A 22,070-nucleotide genomic window follows, 5' to 3' on the forward strand; every position below is an offset into this window, starting at 1 on the left:
CCGATCCGGGGACCGACACCAGGTGGTGTCGGTCCCCGGTTGCGTGCTGGACGCCTTACATTGGTACAGGTAGGACCAAGTGGATGACGATCGAGGAGAATGGCAGTGACCGCGGTGGATGGAATCCGAGTGCTCGTCGCCGACGATGATCCGGATATTCGCGACCTCGTCGAGTTCAAACTCACCCAAGCGGGGTATGCCGTGCAGGCGGTCGGGGACGGGCTCAGCGCCTGGGAGGCATTCCAGGAACAGGCGCCGTCACTGGTCATCCTCGACGTGATGATGCCCGGTCTGTCCGGCATCGACGTGCTGCGCAAGATCCGCGAGAGCGGGGCCGCCACGGTGCCGGTCCTGCTGCTCAGTGCGAAGTCCCGCGACAGCGACGTCGACACCGGGTTCGCGGTCGGAGCCGACGACTACGTCATCAAGCCGTTCAGTCCGCGAGAGCTGCTCCACCGGGTCAACGGAATCCTGGCGCGCGTCCGGTGACCGGACGCGACCTGCTCTGGGCATCCTCGGCGCTGGTCCTGCTGGCCTGTCTCGCGCTGGTGCTCCTCATCGTCCTCACCAAGGTCACGCGCACGGTGCGCGAGCGACGGACCGCGGAGCTCGTCGCGCCCCACCGGCCGCACCTGCTTGCCGTCGCCTCCGGCGAGGACGAGGGCGGGACGCACCGCGACGCCCTGATCGAGGTGGACGGCCCGGCTCGCGACGCGGTCGATGTCGTGGTCGTCGACCTGCTGGGCAAGGTGCGTGGTGCGCCGGCCGAGGAGCTCGCCTCCGTGCTGCTGGCCCATGGCGCGGTCGACCGGGCGCCCCACGACCTGCGCGACCGCAGCACCCTGAAGCGGGCTCGGGCGGCACACATCCTGGGGCTGTGCCACGTGGGCGCAGCCCTTCCACTGCTCGTGCAGGCGCTCGGCGACCCCGCTCCCGAGGTGCGCGTCGCCGCCACGCGCGCCCTCGGCCGGATCGGCGAGCCGACCGCCTCGGCTGCCCTGCTCGCCGCGGTGGGTGCCGACCGGGTGGTCCCCGCAGGGCCGGCCGCTGACGCCCTCGAGGGGATGGGCGTGGGCATCTCCGGCTCGCTGCGCGACGCGCTCTCGGCGAGCAGCCCCACGACGCGCACGGTCGCGGCATACCTCAGCGGTGAGGGCAGCTTCTCGCGGTCGCTGGACGCGCTGCGGGTCGCGCTCGCCTGCGACGACGACCCCACGGTCCGCGAGGCGGCAGCGGTCGCGCTCGGCCGGATGGGCCGCGCCGCGGACGTGGTCGCGCTCCTGCGGGAGACCGGGGCCGACCGTCCGCGCGCACTGCGTCGGGCCTGTGCGGCTGCCCTCGGCGAGCTCGGCGAACCCTCGGCCGTGGTGGGCCTCACGGCGCTGCTCGGGGACCCCGACCCGCGGCTCGCCGAGATCGCGGCCACCTCGCTGCTGCTGCTCGGGCCGGCCGGGCGCAGCGCGCTCGACTCTGCCGCGTCCAACCCGTCGGTCGAGACGGCGCGCGCCCTGGCGCGGTTGCAGGCGGGCGCGGCGTGAGCTGGGACGGGTTCGTCGACGGGCTGAGGACCGGCGTGGTCTGGCTGATGGACATCACGTCGGTGCCGATCCTCGTCTACTTCGCCGTCATCAACCTGTCCTACCTCCTGCTCATCGTGCTGGCCAGCATCGACTTCCGGGCCCAGCACCGTCGCCGTGAGGCGGTCGTCGAGACCTTCGGCGGCGCGCTGTCTCCCGGGGTCTCGCTCCTCGTGCCGGCCTACAACGAGGAGATGGGCATCGTCACGTCGGTGCAGGCCCTGCTCTCGCTGCGCTACCCACGGCACGAGGTGGTCGTCGTGGACGACGGCAGCTCGGACGGGACCTTCGAGCGGCTGCGTGCGGCGTTCGACCTGGTGCCGATCCCGCGGCAGATCCCGCAGGACGTGCCCGTCCGGGCCCGGATCGTCGACGTGCACGTGCCGCGGGACGGCCGGACCCGGCTCGTCCTGGTGCGCAAGGAGAACTCGGGGCGGTCCGAGGCGATCAACGTCGCGCTCAACGCCGCCACCGAGCCGCTCGTCGCCATGATCGACGCCGACTCCATCCTCGAACCCGACGCGCTGCTCCGGGTGACCCAGCCCTTCGCCGACGACCCCATCCGGATGGTGGCCGCCGGGGGCGCCATCCGGCCGGTCAACGGCAGTCGGGTCGTGTCCGGGCGGATCGTCAAGGTCCAGATGCCGAAGCCCTGGCTGGCCCGGATCCAGGTGGTCGAGTACCTCCGTGCCTTCCTGCTCGGCCGCACCGGGTGGTCGCGGTTCGGGGCGCTGATCCTGATCAGCGGTGCGTTCGGCCTGTTCCGGCGCGATGTCGTCGTCGAGGCTGGCGGACTCGACCCCGACAGCATCGGCGAGGACTTCGAGCTCGTGCTGCGCATCCACCGCAAGCTGCATGACGAGAAGCGCGACTACCGCGTGGGGTTCGTCCCTGAACCGGTCCTGTGGACCGAGGTCCCCTCGACCCTGGGGGTGCTGCGCAACCAGCGGCGACGCTGGCACCGCGGGCTGTGGGAGACGTTGTGGGCCTACCGCGGGATGGTGCTGCGCCCGCGCTACGGCAAGGTCGGGATGATCGCGCTGCCCTACTACTGGGTCTTCGAGCTGTTCGCCCCGCTCCTGGAGTTCTTCGGCATCATCATCGTCCCGCTGGCTCTGGTCCTCGACGTGGTCAACATCCCCTACGCGATCCTGTTCCTCTCCCTGGCTTACGGGCTGGCGATCCTGGTGACGCTGTCGGCGATGGCGGCCGAGGAGTGGTCCTTCCACCGTCACGAGCGCTGGCGCGACCTGGGGCTGACGCTGGTGGCCTCGGTGCTGGAGAACATCGGGTACCGCCAGCTCACGGTGTGGTGGCGGCTCGAGGGCTGGTGGGCCAGCCTGCGGCGCAAGAAGCAGGTGTGGGGCGTGATGACCCGCACCGGATTCGGCGAGGCGGGCGAGTGACCCAGCTCGCGAGCCGTTCGGTCTCCGGCCAGCTCAAGGTCCTCGGGATCTCCCTGGTGCTGTTGTTCCCCGTCGTGGGCGCCGCGTCGGTCTGGAACATCGCCAGCCAGAGCCGGGACATCCAGTCGCTCACGCTGGCCTACGGCCCCGCCTTCGACGCCAACAACGCCGTCCTCATCGACATGACCGAGGCCAACGCCGGCTGGAGCCAGCTCATGGGCGGCTCCGCGCCGCTGACCCGCTACCGCCTGAAGCGTGACCAGGTCGCGGGCGACCTTGCGAACGTCCAGCACGCCTTCGACTCACCCTCGCTGGCGGACGAGGACCGCGCCCGGTATGCCGCGCTGCTCGCCACCCAGCGCACCGCCGTCGACGGGTGGTTCAGATCCGCGGAGGCAGCCGAGGACGGCACCACCGGCACCCTGTCGCAGCGCAGTGTCCTCGAGGCGGACGCGATGGACCGGTTCCGGCTCTTCCGCGACAGCAACCGCGGCCTGTCCGAGGCGATCCGGCTCGAGCGTGACGCGGCACGGGAAGGGGCGCGCGACGCCGTCCAGTGGATCGTGGTCATCGCGGCCGGCACCATGCTCCTGGCGATGGCCATCGTGCTCGGTGGGTGGCGACTGCTCGCGCGGTCGGTCAGCGGTCCGCTGGAGCGGTTGCGGTCGGTCGTCGAGCGCCAGCGCGACGGTGACCGCGACGCGCAGGCCGACATCGACAGCGGGGCCGCGGAGGTTCGCGGGCTGGCGGCCGACTTCAACGGCTTGACCCGGTCCAACCAGGTGCTCCAGGAGCAGCAGTCGGTCGTCCTGCGCGCGCACCAGCTGGCCCTGGACGTGGCTCGCGTGGTGCACGGCGCACCGGAGATCGACACCGCACTGAGCACCGTGTGCGCAATGCTCGGGGAGGGCCTGTCGGTCGACCGGATCATGCTCTACACCCACGACGAGTCGGGGGTGATCGACCAGCGGACCCAGTGGCACCGTCACGACCTGCCGGACCTCCCCGCACTTCCGCCGTCCCTGGCGAGCGAGGTGAGGGTCGTGGGCGACGAGCTCCGTCGCCAGGCCACGGTGTTCGTCCTGTCCGACTTCCTCCACGCCGAGGTCCAGACCCAGGCCCGGGCCGCACGCTTCTACCGGGCCACCGGGGCGAAGTCGCTCCTCATGGTGCCCGTGGGCATCGGCGAGCAGGGCCTGGGCGTGCTGTCGCTGATGACGATCGAGACACCGAGGCGGTGGCGCCGCTACGAGATCCAGGCTGTCCAGCAGTGTGCCGGCTACGTCGCCCAGTCCATCGTCGACCTCCGGCTGAGGGAGATGCGGGAGGCGCAGGTCGAGCAGCTCACCGCCCTCGACCGGCAGAAGACCGACTTCATGGCCACTATCTCGCACGAGCTGCGCACGCCGCTGACCTCGATCAACGGCTACCTCGAGCTCCTCGAGGACGGTGACTACGGCGACCTCTCGGACCCGCAGCGCAGTGCGCTCGACATCATCGGACGCAACGCCAACCGCCTGCGCGGCCTCATCGAGGACCTCCTCGTCCTGAACAAGATCGAGGCCACCGGGCTGCAGTCAACCACCGAGGACGTCGCTGTCGACGAGCTCGTGGCGGGCGTCGCCGACCTGCTGCGCCCGGTGGCCGATGCCGCGGGCGTCACGCTGGTCATCGAGCCGATCGACCCCGAGCTCGTGATCCGCGTCGACCGCGGGCAGCTGGAGCGCAGCCTCATCAACCTCGGCTCGAACGCGGTCAAGTTCACCCGACCGGGCGGACAGGCCACCATCGGCGCGACGGAGGTCGACGGCCGCGCGGTCATCACGGTGACCGACACCGGCATCGGCATCCCGGCGGGGGACCTGCCGCAGCTGTTCGGCCGGTTCTTCCGGGCCTCGAACGCCACGGCCGCCGCAATCCCCGGCACCGGGCTGGGCCTGGCGATCGTGCGCGCGATCGTCGAGGGCCACGGCGGCGAGCTGCAGGTCGACTCGGTCGAGGGCCGGGGCACCGTCATGCGGGTGGACCTACCCGTCGGGAATGGCGTGACCCCCGCTGCCGTTTAGGAGATGTGCGCCGCTTTCTGGCACACTTGACTGCTGACCGGTTCACGGCATGGACCACGTCCAGGGCAGCCCGCCCAGCCGACCCGGTCACATTGACTCAAGGAGCACGTTTTGCGCAAGGACATCCACCCCGAGTACGTCGAGACCACGGTCAGCTGCACCTGTGGGTCCACGTTCACGACTCGCAGCACTGCGACCTCCGGCCAGATCCGCGCCGAGGTGTGCTCGCAGTGCCACCCGTTCTACACCGGCAAGCAGAAGATCCTCGACACCGGTGGCCGCGTGGCCCGGTTCGAGGCCCGCTACGGCAAGAAGGCCGCTGCCGAGAGCAAGTAGCTTTCCCGATGCGCCGGTCCTGACCCCTCTGGGTCGGGGCCGGCGCATTGCTTTTCCCACGTTGCCTGCCCAGCTCACCCTGCACCACCATCGCACGACCTCAGGAGCCCCCATGTTGGAGTCCGCAGCAGCCCTGGTCCAGGAGCATGCCGACCTCGAGAAGCGGCTGGCCGATCCTGAGGTGTTCGGCGACCAGAACCTGGTCCGCAAGCTCAACAAGAGGTATGCCGCGCTGGCACCGACCGTCGCGGCATACCACTCGTGGCACGCGGCCACCGATGACCTGGCGGCCGCCCGCGAGCTCGCCACCGAGGACGCCGGCTTCGCGGCCGAGGTGCCCAGCCTCGAGGCGCGTCTTGCCGAGACGGAGGACACCCTGCGGCGGCTGCTCATCCCGCGCGACCCCGACGACGACCGCGACGTCATCCTCGAGGTCAAGGCCGGTGAGGGCGGTGAGGAGTCGGCCCTGTTCGCCGGCGACCTGCTGCGGATGTACCTGCGCTTCGCCGAGCGGCGCGGCTGGAGGACCGAGCTCATCGACGCGACCGAGTCCGACCTGGGCGGCTACAAGGACGTCCAGGTGGCCGTGAAGGCCAAGGGCACACCGGCGCTCGGGGAGGGGCCGTGGGCGCGGCTCAAGTACGAGGGGGGTGTGCACCGTGTCCAGCGGGTGCCCGTGACCGAGAGCCAGGGGCGGATCCACACGTCGGCGGCCGGGGTGCTGGTGATGCCGGAGGCCGAGGAGGTCGAGGTCACCATCGACCCCAACGACCTCAAGATCGACGTCTACCGCTCGTCCGGTCCCGGTGGCCAGTCGGTCAACACGACCGACTCCGCCGTGCGGATCACCCACCTGCCGACCGGGGTCGTGGTGTCCTGCCAGAACGAGAAGAGCCAGCTCCAGAACAAGGAGTCGGCCATGCGGGTGCTGCGCGCCCGGCTGCACGCGGTGGCCAAGGAAGCCGCCGACGCCGAGGCGAGCGCGGCCCGACGCAGCCAGATCCGCACGGTCGACCGCTCTGAGCGGATCCGCACCTACAACTTCCCGGAGAACCGTCTCTCCGACCACCGCACCGGCTTCAAGTCCTACAACCTCGACGCCGTGCTCGACGGTGACCTCGAGGCGGTCGTGCAGTCCGCGGTCGACGCCGACGAGGCGGCGCAGATGGCAGCCGTCGCCGAGGGCGCGGGTCAGTGACCGAGGCCGTCGGCGATGACCTGCGCGCGGCGGTCCGGGCGGCCACCCAGCGGCTGGCCGAAGCCGGTGTCCCCTCTCCGGAGGCCGACGCGGTGGCGCTCGCGGCCCACCTGATGCGGGTCTCCGTCGGGGACGCGCGCAAGGCGATGGTGCTCGGGGGTGTGGCCCCCGCGGCATACGAGTCACTGGTCGACGAACGTGCCGCTCGCGTGCCGTTGCAACACCTGACCGGACGCGCGGGGTTCCGCAGGCTCGAGCTGAGCGTCGGACCGGGTGTCTTCGTGCCCCGGCCGGAGACCGAGTTCGTGGCCGGACTGGCCATCGCCGCGGCCCTCGCGCTGGAAGCCCCGGTCGTCGTCGACCTGTGCACCGGTTCGGGTGCGATCGCCCTTGCCGTCGCCGACGAGGTGCCGGCCGCGACCGTGTATGCCGTGGAGCTGGGTCGCGAGGCGCACGCCTGGGCCGAGCGCAACGTCGCCGACACCGGGCTCGCCGTGGACCTGCGGCTGGGCGACGCGACGGACGCCTTTCCGGAGCTGGAGGGTGTGGTCGATGTCGTGGTGGCCAACCCGCCGTACATCCCGGTGGGCATGGTGCCGCTCGACCCCGAGGTGCGCGACCACGACCCCGAGCTGGCGCTCTTCGGCGGCAGCGAGGACGGGCTGGCGATCCCGGTGGCGGTGGCCGCTCGGGCGGCGGTCCTGCTGCGGCCCGGTGGTCTGCTCGTCATGGAGCACGCCGACAGCCAAGGGGTCACCCTGCCGAGTGCACTGCGCCGCACCGGCGAGTGGGCCGAGGTGGCCGACCACGACGACCTGACCGGCCGACCCCGCGCGACGACCGCGCGGCGCCCCTCACGAGAGCTTGTAGAACCGCCAGAAGCCGAAGTCCTCGATCGGCAGCACCTCGAACCCGGTGAACCCGGCCTCCTCGGCGTAGCGCTGCAGCGTCGAGGGCCGCATCACGGTGCCGGTGCCGACGCTGTCGGCACCTGACATGCCGTCGGGCAGGCAGACCAACAGGCTGAAGCCGTACATGACCCGCTCGAGGTCGTCGCCGTCGGGAGCGAACTCCTCGGCCACTGCCTCGTCCATGACCACCATGAACCCGCCGGGAGCCAGTGAGCGTCGGGCGGCCGCCAGCACCTCGACCGGTCTGGGCATGTCGTGCACGCACTCGAACGCGAAGGCCACGTCGAACCCACCCTCGGGCATCGCGGCGGCGTCGCCCGCGGTGAACGAAACCCGGTCGGACACGCCTTCCTGACGGGCGTTCGTGGTGGCCATCGTCACCGACGGAGCATCGATGTCGAAGCCTCGGACCGTGGCGCCGGGATAAGCCTTGGCGAGGGCGATGCTCGACCAGCCGGCCCCGCTCCCGACGTCGGCGACCGTCGCGCCGGGCGCAGACAGCACGTCGTGCACGGACGGCACACGGGCGAGGGCGCCCGCGAGCTGCCGCTCGTACCACGGTCGGTTGCCGTCGGCCTGGGACTCGCGCGCCTCCGTGCCGAGCTGGTCCCAGCTGACCCCGCCGCCGGTGCGGTAGGCCTCGAGAAGGCCGGCGAGCTGCGGACCGACGGCGGCGAACATGCGGGCGAGGGGCGCGAGGTAGCTGAGGCTGGTCTCGTCGGTCATCACCTCGGCGGTGGCCGGAGGGATCGAATAGCGCCTCGCGTCGGGGTCCTCGTCGGGATGGGCGAGGGCGAGCAGCCCGGTGACGGCCTGCTGCTCCAGCCACTCGCGGGCGTAGCGGGGATGGGTGGCCGTGCGCTCGGCGAGCTGGATAGGGGTCGCCGGGCCGTCGGACACCAGGCTGCGGTACCACCCGAGACGGTCGCCAAGGAAGACCGACAGGATGTCGACGGTGCCCAGCAGGGCGCCGAAGATCCGTTCGGCCAGCTCGTCTGTCGTTGGTGAAGTGGTCACGGGCATCCCGCCATGGTCCCGCCGCCGGGGTGGCGATGCCATCGAGCACCTGGCGTAGTGCGACCAGGGCCGGCACAGCGTCGGAGGAGGTCGCGTCAGCCGATCAGCTGGCTCGCGACGGCGCAGAAGTCCGAGCCGGCCAGAGGGAACTTGCCATGGACCGCGACGCTTGCCTCCTCGGTGTCCGTGACGGGGTCGTAGGTGAAGGTCCACGTCGTGAGCCCGGTGTCCCTGCTGATGATCCCGGACCCGTCGAACAGGTTGTTGCGGTTCCCGGGCTCCTTGAGCACGCTGACGACTGTCCCGTCACGCATCACCTTGGCCGGCAGGAGGTGCTCGGACCAGTGACCACTGATGCCGAACCAGTCGCCGGACGTGGCATTGGTGAAGATTGAGGTGATGTCGAGCCGTTGCAGGATGAGCTCGTCTCCTGACCGTGGGTCCTCCCGGAGCAAGACGCTCCCGCGACCGGTGTCGTGCCAGTTGATCGGGAAGCCGCAGATGTCTGCGTCGAAGGACCCCGACTCGTCGATCGTGAAGGACGAGTGCTCGAACGGGGCGTTGGCCTGGGCGATCCCCGCTGATCCGGTCGTGAGCGCGGCAGCGGCGGCGATGGCAGTGACGGTCCTCAGGGGGCGGTGGGCGCTGGTCATGGTCAAACGCTAGGACCGGGCGAACTGCCTCGGATCCGGGGAAACGCGTAGACCCGGGTTGGCGCCTCCGCCTCACCCGAGCGCGGACACGATGGAACGGTGCCTGCTCGCGCCCTTGCTCGTGGTCCGCTTCTGCTCGTCTACGCCCTCTCGCGGCAGAGTGGTCAGCTGCTCACGACCTGCTTCGAGGATGCGCCACTCACCCCCGATCACTTCGCGGTCTACAGCGCCCTGCGTCTGGTTGCCCCGGCGACTCCGTCCAGCCTTGCCTCGACGCTGGGCATGAGGCAGTCCACGCTCTCGGGCTACCTTCGCCGGATGGAGCAGCGCCGCCACGTGGTGCGTCGACCCCACCCGCACGACGGCAGGTCGGCGCTGATCGCGCTGACGACGTCAGGGATCGCGGTGACCGAGGCCTGCTTCCCGCACTTCCAGGAGGCAATCAACCCGTTGCTCGACCGACTCGGCGACGACGGCCCCGACATCCTCGCCGCCATGGAACGGCTGAGCGCGGCCATGGACGAGGTGATCGCGGCCGTCGGCCGGGAGCGGGCGGTCGGGGACGCCGCGATCGGGGACGCCGCGGTCGGGGAGTGAGGGCGAACGTGGGCGGTGTGTCCGAGGCGGTATGCCGGTCCTAGGCTGAGCGGCATGAGTCCGGTCTATGACTGCAGCACCGAGGAAGGCCGTGTCGAGGGTGTGGCCAAGGCTGTCGAAGCCGTCCGCGCCGGGGAGATCGTGGTCCTCCCGACCGACACGGTCTACGGCGTCGGCGCCGACGCGTTCTCCGCCGAGGCCGTGGCGTCGCTGCTTGCTGCCAAGGGGCGGGGTCGCGAGATGCCTCCTCCGGTCCTGGTGCCCAGCGTGCGCACTGTCGACGGGTTGGCCACGGACGTGCCTGCGTGGGCCCGCGACCTGATCCGGGAGTTCTGGCCCGGTCCGCTGACACTGGTCTTCAAGGCGCAGTCGTCCCTGATGTGGGACCTCGGCGAGACCAACGGGACGGTCGCCCTGCGGATGCCCAAGGACGACATCGCCCTCGCCGTACTGAGCGACGTGGGGCCGATGGCGGTGACGAGCGCCAACCTGACCGGTCAGCCGGCGGCCACGACGGTCACCGCGGCTGCCTCCCAGCTGGGCGCGGCCGTCAGCGTCTACCTCGACGGCGGTCCGACCACGAGCACCGAGGTGTCGACGATCCTGGACTGCACCGGCGAGGAGTACGTCCTGCTCAGGGCAGGCGCCATCACCGCTGAACAGATCCAGGCCGTGCTCGACACCGAGGAGGAGGTGTCGGAGCCCCCGGAAGAAGCCACGGACGAGGCGTCCGACACCCCCGAGCACCCGCAGGAGGAGGCGTCCGACACCCCCGAGCACCCGCAGGACGAGGCAATAGAGTTGCCTGCGGATCCCACCGCCGAGAGCCCCCTCCCAGGAGACACCCATGAGCGCTGACACCTTCTACGGCTCCGACTTCGGTGCCCTGGAGTCGTTCGATCCCGAGATCGCGGGGGTGCTCGTCTCCGAGCTCGACCGCATCCGTGGCGGGCTCCAGCTGATCGCCTCGGAGAACATGTCGAGCCCCGAGGTTCTCACGGCACTCGGCTCCACGCTCTCCAACAAGTACGCCGAGGGCTACCCGGGTCGCCGCTACTACGGCGGCTGCTCCGAGGTCGACAAGGCCGAGCTGCTCGCCATCGAGCGGTGCAAGACGCTGTTCGACGCCGACCACGCCAACGTCCAGGCGCACTCTGGGGCCAGCGCCAACATGGCGGTCTACGGCGCGTTCATGCAGCCCGGCGACACCATCCTCGCGATGGCCCTACCCATGGGCGGCCACCTCACCCACGGCACCAAGGTGTCCTTCTCCGGCAAGTGGTTCAACGCCGTCCACTACGGGGTGGACAAGCAGACCGAGGACATCGACTACGCCGAGGTCGAGCGCCTCGCCAAGGAGCACCGGCCCAAGGTGATCCTCGCCGGGGGCTCGGCGATCCCGCGGCTCATCGACTTCGAGTTCTTCCGCAGGCTGGCCGACGAGATCGGCGCGATCTTCTGGGTCGACGCCGCCCACTTCATCGGTCTCGTCGCCGGCAAGGCGATCCCCAGCCCGGTGCCGCACGCCGACGTCGTCACCTTCACCACCCACAAGGTGCTGCGCGGACCGCGCTCGGGTGCGCTCGTCTGCAAGGAGGAGCACGCCGCGAAGCTCGACAAGGCGATCTTCCCGATGATGCAGGGCGGCCCGCAGATGCACACGATCGCTGCCAAGGCGGTCAACTTCAAGGAGTGCGCGACTCCCGAGTACGCGGCCTACGCCAAGCAGGTCATCGCGAACGCCTCGGTCCTGGCGACCTCGTTGGGGGAGAAGGGGATCCGCCCCACCACCGGAGGCACCGACACCCACCTGAGCCTCCACGACCTGCAGGGGATCGGCGTGACCGGCGCCGACGCCGAGGGGCGGGCCGACGCGGCCGGGATCGTCCTGAACAAGAACGCCATCCCGTTCGACCCGCAGAAGCCCAGCATCGCCAGCGGCATCCGGGTCGGCACGCCCTGCGTGACCACCCAGGGCATGGGCACCGACGAGATGCGCGAGATCGCGGCGCTCATCGCCAAGGCCGTCACCGAGGGCGACGCCGACCCCGACCACCCGGTCTCCAAGGAGGTCCGCGCAGGTGTCACGGACCTCGTCACCCGTTTCCCGGCATACCCTCGAGGCTGAGTCCCACCCACCCGAGATCTGGGAGACACGCTCTAGGTGCGCGAGTACCTCCTCGTCCTGATGGTCGCCGCGGTGATCACGTATGCCGCCACGCCGCTGATGCGCGCCGTCGCGGTGCGGACCGGTGCCTTCACGCCGGTCCGTGACCGGGACGTCCACTCGACACCGATCCCGCGGCTCGGGGGAGTGGCGATCTACCTGGGCTTCGCGGCGTCGATGGTCGCGGCGAGCCATCTGCCGTTCCTCGGTCAGGTCTTCCGGCTGGGACCGGAGCTGCGAGGCGTGCTGGTGGGGGCGGGCATCGTCTGCCTGATCGGCGCGATCGACGACATCCGCGAGATGGACTGGCTGACCAAGATGGGCGGCCAGATGATCGCCGCCGGGATCATGGCCTTCAGCGGGGTGCTCCTCTACCAGCTGCCGATCGGCGGGGTCACCGTGCTCCCGCAGCCGATCACGGTCGGGCTCACGGTCTTTGCCGTGGTCCTGTTCACCAACGCGGTCAACTTCATCGACGGGCTCGACGGGCTGGCGGCGGGTGTGGTCGTCATCGCCGGGGCCGCGTTCTTCATCTACAGCTACGGCATCTCCCGCACCTACGACCCTCCGAACGTGTTCTCGTCGGCCACCCTCATCTCGGCCGCGCTGATCGGCTGCTGCGTGGGCTTCCTGCCGCACAACTACCACCCGGCTCGGCTGTTCATGGGTGACTCCGGCGCCTTGTTGCTCGGGCTGCTGCTCGCCGCGGCCACAATCTCCACCACCGGCAACGTGACCCCGAACCAGGTGAGCACCAACCCGGTCGCAGCCACCCTGCTCCCGCTCGTGGTGCCGGCCGCCATCATCCTGCTGCCCCTGGTCGACATCCTGCTGGCGGTGGTGCGGCGCACCGCCCGCGGAGAACGGCCCTGGCACCCGGACAAGCAGCACCTGCACCACCGGATGCTCCAGCTCGGTCACGGTCACCGCCGCGCCGTCGTGCTGCTCTGGCTCTGGGCGGCCGTGGCTGCCCTGGGCTCGGTCAGCTTCATCTTCATCGACGACGCCCGGGTCGCCGGGGGTGGAGTGCTGGTCGCCGTGGTCGTCACCGGCGTGCTGACGATCTGGCTGCCCCGCTGGTCGGTCCCCGGCCACCGGCCCAAGGTGCCCTGACCGCGCGCCTCAGCCGCGCGGCATACCCAGTCGTTGCTCGAGGCCGTCGCGCACCGCCGGCCACTCGTCCGCGAGCACGCTGAACACAACCGAGTCACGGAAGCTGCCGTCGGCCCGTTTGGTGTGCCGCCGCAGCACGCCCTCACGAGTGGCGCCGAGCTTGGCGATCGCGGCCTGGGAGCGCAGGTTAACCGCGTCGGTCTGGATCTTGACCCGACCGAACCCGCAGTCGAACGCGTGCCCGAGCATCAGCAGCTTGCACTCGGGGTTGACCTGGGTGCCCCACCAGCGCGAGCCGTACATCGTCCAGCCGAGGTGGATCCGCTCGTTCTCGAGGTCGACGTCCCCGAGCGAGGAGGTGCCGACGACGGTGCCTTCCTCACCGAGGCCGCCCTCGCCAGTCAGCCGGACCGTGTATGCCGTGCGCCCGGCACCGCGCGCCGCGATGTTCTCCGCGGTGTTGGCCCTCGTGACCGACAGGTCCGCGGGCGGCGGTCGCATGATGAAGCCCTGGCGGTAGACGTCCGGGTCGGTGTAGACCGCGTGCAGTCCCGCGGCGTCGTCGGGCTGCATCACGTCGAGGCGGACGAACCGGCCGACCAGGGGGTCGCCTGTCGGGGCAGTGGCTGGCATGTCGGCAGGCTACCTGTGCCCGATTTTCCCGGTTTCCCGGCGGAGTTCCTGCGGCCGCGGCCTGGCCATGGTCGTGCTGTTCGCCGCCCGGGCTGGCGGCCCTCACGACGCTTGTGATACCTTTCACAAGCACCCCAAGGAGGGCGCAGACCACCGTTCGCCAGGCACCGCAGCCCCGACGAATCAGGCAGGCCAGACCGATGAGCGCAACCCCGCACACCGACCGCGACCCGTTCGCGGTGATGCTGCGCGGAGCCTTCCTGCCGACGCTGGCAGTGGGCCCGGTTGCCGTGGTCGTGGCCGCTGAGATGGGCGGGGGCAAGGCCGCCCTCGGCGCGGCCCTGGGCTTCGCGATCGCGATCACCTTCTTCGCGCTCGGGCTGTTCGTGATGCGCAAGCTGGGTGGTGCCTCGGATCCGTTCCGCTTCCTCGCCAGTGCCTTGGCCGTCTTCATGGGCCAGATGATCTTCCTGCTGGTGGTCATCATCGCCCTGCAGAGCGCGACCTGGCTGGACGGCACCGCCTTCGGGATCACGGTCCTGGCCGTCGCCGTCGTGTGGCAGGTGTTCCAGGTGGTCGCGTTCGTCCGTTCCCGCAGGCTTGCTTTCGACGCGCCGCAGGAAACCGGGCAGGATGGGGGCTCGGCCAGATGACCACAGGAGTTCACCGTGACCAGACCGCCCTCGCAGCCGTCGCCGGACGCCCGGCAGACGCCGCTGGAGAAGGCCGACGCGGGTCATCAGCGACTCGACGAAGCGCGGATGTGGAACGTCGTGTCCTACCTCATCACCGGCCCTGCGATGTTCGGCGCGGTCGGGTGGGGGCTGGACCACTGGCTGGGCACGACCTGGCTCGTCGCGGTGGGCATCGTGGGTGGGATGGCCCTGTCGCTGTACCTCGTGTGGTTCCGGTACGGTACGCAATGACTTCCGCAGGTCAGCTCCCCCCTCTGTATGCCGGGCACAGGCGCATGAGCGCTGCCCCCGTTGGCCCGTGGACTGTTTCGAACGCAAAGCTCGAGGAGAACCTGTGAGTCTGAACGTGCTGGGCGCTATCAGCCTGGCTGCCGAAGGTGGCGAAGGGGAGGGTTTCCACGCCCCCACGCCGGCCGAGTTCTACCAGCCCCTGATCGGTCACGGGGACTTCGCGATCACCCGACCGATGGTCGTGCTGGCCCTCTCGGTCGGCCTGATTGCCTGGGTCCTCGTGGCGACGACCAAGCGCGCGGCGGTCGTCCCGGGCAAGGGACAGTGGGTCACCGAGAGTGCCTACAACTTCGTGCGCAACGGCGTGGCCCGCGACATCATCGGTAGCAAGGACTTCCTCAGGTTCGTCCCGCTGCTGTTCAGCATGTTCATGCTGATCGTGGTGAACAACCTGTTCGGCATCATCCCGCCGATCCAGTACCCCACGATGAGCCGGATCGGCTTCCCGATCGCCCTCACCCTCCTCGTCTTCGTGATCTACCACGCGGTGGGCATCAAGAAGAGCGGCGCCTGGGGCCACATCAAGCACATGATCCCCCCGGGTCTGCCCAAGGGCATCTACGTGCTGATCATCCCGCTCGAGCTGCTGACCTACTTCGTGACCCGCCCGCTCACGTTGGCATTGCGACTCTTCGGCAACATGTTCGCCGGGCACATGCTGCTGCTGTTGTTCATCACCGGCGGCGAGTACATGGTCATCCACGGGAGCTTCGGGCTGAAGATCGCGGGTGTCGGCTCGTTCGGCATGGCGCTCGTCCTGACCGCCTTCGAGGCACTGATCGAGTTCCTGCAGGCCTACATCTTCACGCTGCTCGCAGCCACCTACATCGCCGGCTCGCTCGCCGACGAACACTGAGACGTCCGGGCCGCTCGACGAGGGCCCGGTGCTTGACCGCTAAACCGCTTGACCACAACTGAATACTCACCCGAACTTCCGGACGGCGACGGGCCGTACGGATCACTGAAGAAATCGAAAGAGGACCATCAGATGAACGGCACCATCAACATCGGTGGCAACATCGCCATCCTCGGCTACGGCCTGTCCGCAATCGGCCCCGGTGTTGGCATCGGCCTGATCTTCGCTGCCTACATCAACGGTGTTGCCCGCCAGCCCGAGGCGCGTGGCGTCCTCCAGGGCATCGCCATCCTCGGCTTCGCCCTCGCCGAGGCGCTGGCCATCTTCGGTCTGGTGCTCGCGTTCGTCTTCAAGTCCGCCTGACGCCTGCACCCAGCCCGAAACCCCTGGCACCACAGCACTAGGAGAACCCGTGCAGCACTTCACCGGCATCACGCAGGTGGTTGTCGCGGCCACCGCCGAGGACAAGACCGGCGATCGCCTGCCGATCCTGCCCCTCTGGGGTGAGCTGATCTTCGGCATCATCGCGTTCGCGATCCTGTACTGGGTCGTGGCCACCAAGGTCGTGCCCAACCTGGAGAAGGCCTACGCCGAGCGGACCGCCGCCATCGAGGGCGGGATGCAGCAGGCCGAAGAGGCTCAGCAGCAGGCCCAGGCGGCCCTCGAGCAGTACCAGGCCCAGCTGACCGAGGCACGCGCCGAGGCCGCGCGCATCCGCGAGGAGGCACGCGAGCAGGGTGCGGCCATCGTCGTCGAGATGCGTGGTCACGCACAGGCCGAGTCTGCGCGGATCACCGAGGCGGCGCACAAGCAGATCGAGGCGGAGCGCCAGCAGGCGGTCGTCTCGCTGCGGGCCGAGGTGGGTCGCCTGTCGACCGATCTGGCCAGCCGCATCGTGGGCGAGTCGCTGCACGAGGAGACCCGCCAGAAGGGCATCGTCGACCGGTTCCTGGCCGAGCTCGAGGCTGGGGACATCCAGCCCGAGAAGGTCGGGGAGGACGCCTGATGCGTGGATCGTCGCGTGCGGCCGCCATCGCCGGGAGCAAGGCGCTCGACGCCGCGCTCGCCGGCGGGGCAGACCGTCGCGTGCTCGGTGACCAGCTGCTCGCGGTCGTCGGGGTCATCGACGGGTCGGCCACCCTGCGCCGCGCCCTCGCCGACCCCTCCCGCGAGGGAGTCGAGAAGCAGACGCTCGCCGAGCGACTGCTCGACGGCAAGGTCTCGGCAGAGGCCATCGTCGTGGTCAAGAACCTCGTCGGGCAGCGCTGGGCCACCGAGCGCGACCTCTCCGACACTCTCGAGGAGCTCGCCGTCACGTCGATCCTCGCTGGTGCCGAGCAGGCCGACCGGATCGACCGGGTCGAGGACGAGCTGTTCCGCTTCGAGCGCATCGTCGCCGGCAACCCCGAGCTGCGGGACCGCCTGACCAACCGTCAGGGCGACGTCGACGCCAAGGCCGGCGTGGTCAGTGAGCTGCTCGACGGCAAGGCCAGCGACGAGACGGTGCACCTGGCTCGCCAGGCCGTGCTGGCCCCCCGCGGTCGCAAGCTGGACCGCACCCTTGAGCTCTACCTCGCCCTCGCTGCCCGCCGGCGTGAGCAGATCACCGCGGTCGTGACGGCAGCGACCGACCTCACCGCGCAGCAGCGCGAGAGGTTGTCCGCAGCGTTGCAGAGCATCTACGGCAAGCCGGTCCTGCTCCAGGTCGCCATCGAGGAGCACGTGCTCGGCGGCATCCGGGTCCAGGTCGGTGACGAGGTCGTCGACGGCACCGTGCTTCGTCGTCTCGACGAGGCTCGTCGGCACATCGCCGGCTGACCGAAACAACCAGCGCCACGACACCGTGGCGTACCGCACAACAACTGAAGATGCTGGACCACACCACAGACTTTGGCCCGACCCACCGGGCCAGCAATCGAGGAGAAGAGATCACATGACGGAGCTTTCGATCCGTCCGGAGGAGATCCGGGACGCGCTGGACAACTTCGTTCAGTCCTATGAGCCCGGCACGGCCTCCCGTGAAGAGGTCGGCCGCGTCAGTGACGCCGGTGACGGCATCGCCCACGTCGAGGGCCTGCCCTCGTGCATGACCAATGAGCTGCTCGAGTTCGAGGACGGCACGCTGGGCCTCGCGCTCAACCTCGACGTCCACGAGATCGGCGTCGTCATCCTCGGTGACTTCTCCAAGATCGAGGAGGGCCAGGAGGTCAAGCGCACCGGAGAGGTCCTGTCCGTCCCCGTCGGTGACGCGTTCCTCGGTCGTGTGGTCAACCCCCTGGGCCAGCCCATCGACGGCCTCGGCGCCATCGAGACCACCGAGCGCCGCGCCCTCGAGCTGCAGGCCCCCACCGTGGTCCAGCGCAAGTCGGTGCACCAGCCGCTGCAGACCGGCCTCAAGGCCGTCGACGCCATGACCCCCATCGGTCGCGGCCAGCGCCAGCTCATCATCGGTGACCGCCAGACCGGCAAGACCACGGTCGCGGTCGACACGATCATCAACCAGAAGGCCAACTGGGAGTCGGGCGACCCGGAGCAGCAGGTCCGCTGCATCTACGTCGCCATGGGCCAGAAGGGCTCCACCATCGCTGCCGTCCGCGGCACCCTGGAAGAGGCCGGCGCCCTGGAGTACACGACGATCGTCGCGGCCCCCGCGTCCGACTCGGCGGGCTTCAAGTACCTCGCGCCCTACACCGGTTCGGCCATCGGCCAGCACTGGATGTACCAGGGCAAGCACGTCCTCATCGTGTTCGACGACCTGTCCAAGCAGGCCGAGGCCTACCGCGCCGTGTCGCTGCTGCTGCGCCGCCCGCCGGGCCGCGAGGCCTACCCCGGTGACGTGTTCTACCTGCACAGCCGTCTGCTCGAGCGCTGCGCCAAGCTGTCCGACGACCTCGGCGCGGGCTCGATGACGGGTCTGCCGATCATCGAGACCAAGGCGGGCGACGTGTCGGCCTACATCCCGACCAACGTCATCTCCATCACCGACGGCCAGATCTACCTCCAGGCCGACCTGTTCAACGCCAACGTGCGTCCCGCGATCGACGTGGGTGTCTCCGTCTCCCGTGTCGGTGGCGCCGCGCAGATCAAGGCCATGAAGGACGTCTCCGGTCGTCTGAAGCTCGACCTCGCGCAGTTCCGCGCGATGGAGGCCTTCGCCATGTTCGCCTCGGACCTCGACCCGGCCTCGCGGGCCCAGCTCGCGAAGGGTGCTCGCCTCGTCGAGCTCCTCAAGCAGCGTCAGGCCTCGCCGCTCCCGGTCGAGGAGCAGGTCGTGTCGATCTGGGCCGGCACCGCCGGTCAGATCGACTCGGTTGCCGTCGAGGACGTGTCCCGCTTCGAGACCGAGTTCCTGGACTACCTGCGTCGCGAGAAGGGTGGCCTGCTCGACGCCATCCGCGAGACGAAGAAGTTCGAGGACGGCACCCGCGCGGGCCTCGAAGAGGCCGTGACGAAGTTCAAGGAGCAGTTCCAGGCGTCCGGCGCCGAGAACACCCCCGTGGGCCACGAGGCCGAGCCGGGTGCCCTCGAGCACGACGTCGCGCAGGAGAAGATCGTCAAGCAGAAGCGCTGACCGGTATGCCGGGTGCCCACCACGGTGGGCGCCCGGCACCGCAGCGAACGTGCCGGCTCACCCGGCATACCCGAAGACGTAGAGCACGACGACACGAACGAGAGAGGCGGCAACATATGGGAGCGCAGATGCGGGTCTACCGCCAGCGCATCCGGTCCGTCCAGGCGACCAAGAAGATCACGCGCGCCATGGAGCTCATCGCAGCTTCGCGCGTGGTCAAGGCGCAGCAGCGGGTGCGGGAGTCCTCTCCCTACGCGCGTGCCCTGACCCGGGCGGTCTCGGCCGTCGCGACCTTCTCCAACGTCGACCACCCGCTGACCACCGAGCACGAGAACGTCCGTCGTGCCGCGGTGCTCGTGGTGACGTCCGACCGTGGTCTGGCCGGCGCCTACAGCTCCTCGGTGCTCAAGGAGAGCGAGCGCCTCATCGGCGACCTGCGTGCCGACGGCAAGGAGGTCGTCCCCTACCTCGTCGGTCGTAAGGCTGTCGGGTTCTACAAGTTCCGCAAGCGTGACTACGCGGACGAGTGGACCGGGTTCACCGACCAGCCGACGTTCGACGTTGCTCGCGAGATCGGCGAGGCGCTCGTCGCAGCGTTCAACCAGGACTTCGCCGAGGGCGGGGTGGACGAGGTCCACATCGTCTTCACGCGGTTCGTCAACATGGTCACGCAGGAGCCTGACGTCATCCGGATGCTGCCGCTCGAGGTCGTCGAGGGTGAAGAGGCGCCGGCCGAGGACGACGTCCTGCCGCTCTACGAGTTCGAGCCGAGTGCCGAGCAGGTGCTGGATGCGTTGCTGCCCAAGTACGTCACGGCGCGCATCTACAACTGCCTCCTGCAGGCAGCGGCGTCCGAGCTGGCGTCGCGCCAGCGGGCCATGAAGTCGGCCACGGACAACGCCGAAGAGCTCATCAAGAAGTACACCCGGTTGGCCAACCAGGCTCGCCAGGCCGAGATCACCCAAGAGATCAGCGAGATCGTGGGCGGTTCCGACGCCCTCGCCGACGCCAGTTGAGAAGCTAGAGAGAGAAACCAATGACTGCCACTGTCACTGAAGAGACCAAGGCCGCCACCCCCGGTGGCATCGGCCGCATCTCCCGCATCATCGGCCCGGTCGTCGACGTCGAGTTCCCTGCCGACGCGATGCCCGAGCAGTACAACCTGCTGACCACCACGGTCGAGCTCTCGGGTGAGAAGAAGAACCTCAACCTCGAGGTCGCCCAGCACATCGGCGACAACATGGTTCGCGCCATCTCCCTGCAGCCGACCGACGGCCTCGTCCGCGGCACCCAGGTGCAGGACACCGGCGGCCCCATCACGGTCCCCGTGGGCGACGTGACGCTCGGCAAGGTGTTCAACACCACCGGTGACGTCATGAACCTCGCCGAGGGTGAGACGTTCGAGGCCAAGGAGCGCTGGGGGATCCACCGCAAGGCCCCGGCCTTCGACCAGCTCGAGTCCAAGACCGAGATGTTCGAGACCGGCATCAAGGTCATCGACCTGCTGACGCCCTACGTCCAGGGTGGCAAGATCGGCCTGTTCGGCGGCGCCGGCGTGGGCAAGACGGTGCTCATCCAGGAGATGATCGCCCGCGTGGCCCGCGACCACGGTGGTGTGTCGGTGTTCGCCGGTGTCGGTGAGCGCACCCGTGAGGGCAACGACCTCATGGTCGAGATGGAAGAGGCCGGCGTCCTCGGCCAGACCGCCCTCGTCTTCGGCCAGATGGACGAGCCGCCGGGCACGCGTCTTCGCGTCGCGCTGTCGGCCCTGACGATGGCGGAGTACTTCCGCGACGTGCAGAACCAGGACGTGCTGCTCTTCATCGACAACATCTTCCGCTTCACGCAGGCCGGTTCCGAGGTCTCCACGCTGCTCGGCCGGATGCCGTCCGCCGTGGGCTACCAGCCGACCCTGGCCGACGAGATGGGCACCCTCCAGGAGCGCATCACCTCGACCCGTGGTCACTCGATCACCTCGATGCAGGCGATCTACGTCCCGGCCGACGACTACACCGACCCGGCCCCGGCGACCACCTTCGCCCACCTCGACGCGACGACCGAGCTGTCCCGCGAGATCGCCTCGCTCGGCATCTACCCGGCCGTGGACCCGCTCAGCTCGACCTCGCGGATCCTCGACCGTCGCTACATCGCGGAGGACCACTACTCCACCGCGGTGCGCGTCAAGCAGATCCTCCAGCGCAACAAGGAGCTGCAGGACATCATCGCGATCCTCGGCATCGACGAGCTCTCCGAAGAGGACAAGATCCTCGTCAACCGGGCCCGCCGGATCCAGCGCTTCCTCGGCCAGAACACCTACGTCGCCAAGCAGTTCACCGGCATCGAGGGTTCGACCGTGCCACTGGCCGACACGATCGAGGCATTCACCAAGATCGCCGACGGCGAGTACGACCACGTGCCCGAGCAGGCGTTCTTCATGTGCGGTGGCCTCGACGACGTCGAGCGCCAGGCCGCCGAGATCGAGAAGAGCCTCTAGGTCGGCAGACGCCGCACCTGGGACTCCATCGAGACGTTCCGGGATGCCACTGGGGCCGGCCACATCGGCCGGCCCCACGGCATACCACTGGTCGGCGGGGCAGCACACCGCAGGCCGATAGACTTCACGCACGCACCACCCGTGCCGTACCAACGGAGGACACCGTGAGCACCCTGCAGGTTGAACTCGTCGCTGCGGACCGCAAGGTCTGGGAGGGCGAGGCCGACATGGTCATCGCCCGGACGGTCGATGGCGAGCTGGGCATCCTGCCCGGCCACACCCCGCTGCTCGGCGTGCTCGTCGAGGGTGAGGTCCGGATCAAGTCCGGCGAAGGCTCGCAGACCGCCAGCATCGACGGCGGGTTCCTGTCCGTCGACCGCGACAAGGTGATCATCGTCGCCGAGGCGGTCGACGCCTCGAACTTCACGGCCTAGCCGGCCACGGCCTGGCCCAGCCAAGGCCCTCAACAGCTACGGCCTCGAACAGCTA

Annotated in this window: 23 protein-coding genes and 1 pseudogene; 21 read left to right on the forward strand and 3 right to left on the reverse strand. The window is 69.5% G+C overall.

The window, feature by feature from the left end; genetic code table 11:
* Window positions 1-105 precede the first annotated feature (105 nt).
* The 7 genes from EAH86_RS12615 to prmC all read left to right on the forward strand — a co-directional run bounded on the left by EAH86_RS12615 (window position 106) and on the right by prmC (window position 7,578).
* The gene (locus tag EAH86_RS12615; protein WP_425325226.1) at window positions 106-489 is read left to right on the forward strand and encodes a response regulator transcription factor; all 384 of its coding nucleotides are present in this window, start codon (window positions 106-108) and stop codon (window positions 487-489) included.
* On the forward strand, window positions 486-1,538 hold the full coding sequence (locus EAH86_RS12620; protein ID WP_140741261.1) for a HEAT repeat domain-containing protein: 1,053 nt from the start codon (window positions 486-488) through the stop codon (window positions 1,536-1,538). Before EAH86_RS12615 ends, EAH86_RS12620 begins: the two co-directional genes overlap by 4 nt.
* A complete protein-coding gene (locus EAH86_RS12625; RefSeq protein ID WP_140741264.1) occupies window positions 1,535-2,983 on the forward strand; it encodes a glycosyltransferase family 2 protein in 1,449 nt (482 codons plus the stop codon). Before EAH86_RS12620 ends, EAH86_RS12625 begins: the two co-directional genes overlap by 4 nt.
* A complete protein-coding gene (locus EAH86_RS12630; protein WP_140741266.1) occupies window positions 2,980-5,049 on the forward strand; it encodes a sensor histidine kinase in 2,070 nt (689 codons plus the stop codon). Before EAH86_RS12625 ends, EAH86_RS12630 begins: the two co-directional genes overlap by 4 nt.
* Before the next feature lie 111 nt (window positions 5,050-5,160).
* Window positions 5,161-5,385, forward strand: a complete 225-nt coding sequence (gene rpmE, locus EAH86_RS12635) for a 50S ribosomal protein L31 (protein WP_140741269.1) — start codon at window positions 5,161-5,163, stop codon at window positions 5,383-5,385.
* A gap of 112 nt (window positions 5,386-5,497) precedes the next feature.
* Window positions 5,498-6,583 carry a peptide chain release factor 1 gene (gene prfA, locus EAH86_RS12640; RefSeq protein WP_140741271.1) on the forward strand — a complete coding sequence of 362 codons (1,086 nt, stop codon included), beginning with the start codon at window positions 5,498-5,500 and terminating at the stop codon, window positions 6,581-6,583.
* Window positions 6,580-7,578 (forward strand): peptide chain release factor N(5)-glutamine methyltransferase, encoded by a 999-nt coding sequence (gene prmC / locus EAH86_RS12645; RefSeq protein WP_338325246.1) that lies wholly within the window; start codon window positions 6,580-6,582, stop codon window positions 7,576-7,578. The genes prfA and prmC overlap by 4 nt, the downstream gene beginning before the upstream one ends.
* Here prmC and EAH86_RS12650 read toward each other — a convergent pair.
* A pseudogene (locus tag EAH86_RS12650) lies at window positions 7,558-8,553 on the reverse strand (class I SAM-dependent methyltransferase); the annotation flags it as partial. The gene prmC and the pseudogene EAH86_RS12650 overlap by 21 nt on opposite strands.
* Before the next feature lie 53 nt (window positions 8,554-8,606).
* Entirely contained in the window at window positions 8,607-9,164 is a 558-nt protein-coding gene (locus EAH86_RS12655; protein ID WP_140741275.1) for a hypothetical protein, read from the reverse strand.
* Between the two features lie 99 nt (window positions 9,165-9,263).
* Between EAH86_RS12655 and EAH86_RS12660 the strand changes: the two genes are divergently transcribed.
* The 4 genes from EAH86_RS12660 to EAH86_RS12675 are packed head-to-tail and all read left to right on the forward strand — an operon-like array spanning window position 9,264 to window position 13,041.
* The gene (locus EAH86_RS12660) at window positions 9,264-9,761 is read left to right on the forward strand and encodes a MarR family winged helix-turn-helix transcriptional regulator (protein ID WP_140741277.1); all 498 of its coding nucleotides are present in this window, start codon (window positions 9,264-9,266) and stop codon (window positions 9,759-9,761) included.
* Window positions 9,762-9,815: 54 nt separating this feature from the next.
* Window positions 9,816-10,619, forward strand: coding sequence for an L-threonylcarbamoyladenylate synthase (locus EAH86_RS12665; protein WP_140741279.1), 804 nt, complete (start codon window positions 9,816-9,818; stop codon window positions 10,617-10,619).
* Window positions 10,609-11,889: a serine hydroxymethyltransferase gene (gene glyA / locus EAH86_RS12670; RefSeq protein ID WP_140741281.1), complete on the forward strand. Its 1,281-nt coding sequence runs from the start codon at window positions 10,609-10,611 to the stop codon at window positions 11,887-11,889. Before EAH86_RS12665 ends, glyA begins: the two co-directional genes overlap by 11 nt.
* A gap of 36 nt (window positions 11,890-11,925) precedes the next feature.
* On the forward strand, window positions 11,926-13,041 hold the full coding sequence (locus tag EAH86_RS12675) for an MraY family glycosyltransferase (RefSeq protein WP_140741283.1): 1,116 nt from the start codon (window positions 11,926-11,928) through the stop codon (window positions 13,039-13,041).
* A 9-nt stretch (window positions 13,042-13,050) separates the two neighbouring features.
* On the opposite strand, the gene EAH86_RS12680 is transcribed toward EAH86_RS12675, so the two are convergent.
* Entirely contained in the window at window positions 13,051-13,674 is a 624-nt protein-coding gene (locus tag EAH86_RS12680) for a GNAT family N-acetyltransferase (RefSeq protein WP_140741285.1), read from the reverse strand.
* Window positions 13,675-13,874: 200 nt separating this feature from the next.
* Between EAH86_RS12680 and EAH86_RS12685 the strand changes: the two genes are divergently transcribed.
* The 10 genes from EAH86_RS12685 to EAH86_RS12730 all read left to right on the forward strand — a co-directional run bounded on the left by EAH86_RS12685 (window position 13,875) and on the right by EAH86_RS12730 (window position 22,015).
* Window positions 13,875-14,327 carry a hypothetical protein gene (locus EAH86_RS12685; protein ID WP_140741287.1) on the forward strand — a complete coding sequence of 151 codons (453 nt, stop codon included), beginning with the start codon at window positions 13,875-13,877 and terminating at the stop codon, window positions 14,325-14,327.
* 15 nt (window positions 14,328-14,342) lie between these two features.
* Window positions 14,343-14,600: an AtpZ/AtpI family protein gene (locus EAH86_RS20650; RefSeq protein ID WP_206665826.1), complete on the forward strand. Its 258-nt coding sequence runs from the start codon at window positions 14,343-14,345 to the stop codon at window positions 14,598-14,600.
* 103 nt (window positions 14,601-14,703) lie between these two features.
* Entirely contained in the window at window positions 14,704-15,516 is an 813-nt protein-coding gene (atpB, locus tag EAH86_RS12695) for a F0F1 ATP synthase subunit A (RefSeq protein WP_170212798.1), read from the forward strand.
* Between the two features lie 132 nt (window positions 15,517-15,648).
* On the forward strand, window positions 15,649-15,879 hold the full coding sequence (gene atpE, locus EAH86_RS12700) for an ATP synthase F0 subunit C (RefSeq protein ID WP_277752336.1): 231 nt from the start codon (window positions 15,649-15,651) through the stop codon (window positions 15,877-15,879).
* A 49-nt stretch (window positions 15,880-15,928) separates the two neighbouring features.
* A complete protein-coding gene (locus tag EAH86_RS12705) occupies window positions 15,929-16,522 on the forward strand; it encodes a F0F1 ATP synthase subunit B (protein WP_425325227.1) in 594 nt (197 codons plus the stop codon).
* Window positions 16,522-17,334 carry a F0F1 ATP synthase subunit delta gene (locus EAH86_RS12710; protein WP_140741289.1) on the forward strand — a complete coding sequence of 271 codons (813 nt, stop codon included), beginning with the start codon at window positions 16,522-16,524 and terminating at the stop codon, window positions 17,332-17,334. The genes EAH86_RS12705 and EAH86_RS12710 overlap by 1 nt, the downstream gene beginning before the upstream one ends.
* Window positions 17,335-17,449: 115 nt before the next feature.
* Window positions 17,450-19,087 (forward strand): F0F1 ATP synthase subunit alpha, encoded by a 1,638-nt coding sequence (atpA, locus tag EAH86_RS12715; protein ID WP_140741291.1) that lies wholly within the window; start codon window positions 17,450-17,452, stop codon window positions 19,085-19,087.
* A gap of 116 nt (window positions 19,088-19,203) precedes the next feature.
* A complete protein-coding gene (locus EAH86_RS12720) occupies window positions 19,204-20,103 on the forward strand; it encodes a F0F1 ATP synthase subunit gamma (RefSeq protein ID WP_140741294.1) in 900 nt (299 codons plus the stop codon).
* A 20-nt stretch (window positions 20,104-20,123) separates the two neighbouring features.
* A complete protein-coding gene (gene atpD, locus EAH86_RS12725; protein WP_140741297.1) occupies window positions 20,124-21,581 on the forward strand; it encodes a F0F1 ATP synthase subunit beta in 1,458 nt (485 codons plus the stop codon).
* A gap of 164 nt (window positions 21,582-21,745) precedes the next feature.
* Window positions 21,746-22,015: a F0F1 ATP synthase subunit epsilon gene (locus EAH86_RS12730; RefSeq protein ID WP_140741299.1), complete on the forward strand. Its 270-nt coding sequence runs from the start codon at window positions 21,746-21,748 to the stop codon at window positions 22,013-22,015.
* Window positions 22,016-22,070 lie beyond the last annotated feature (55 nt).

The organism is Pedococcus bigeumensis, assembly GCF_006438965.1.
Taxonomy (GTDB): Bacteria; Actinomycetota; Actinomycetes; order Actinomycetales; family Dermatophilaceae; genus Pedococcus; species Pedococcus bigeumensis_A.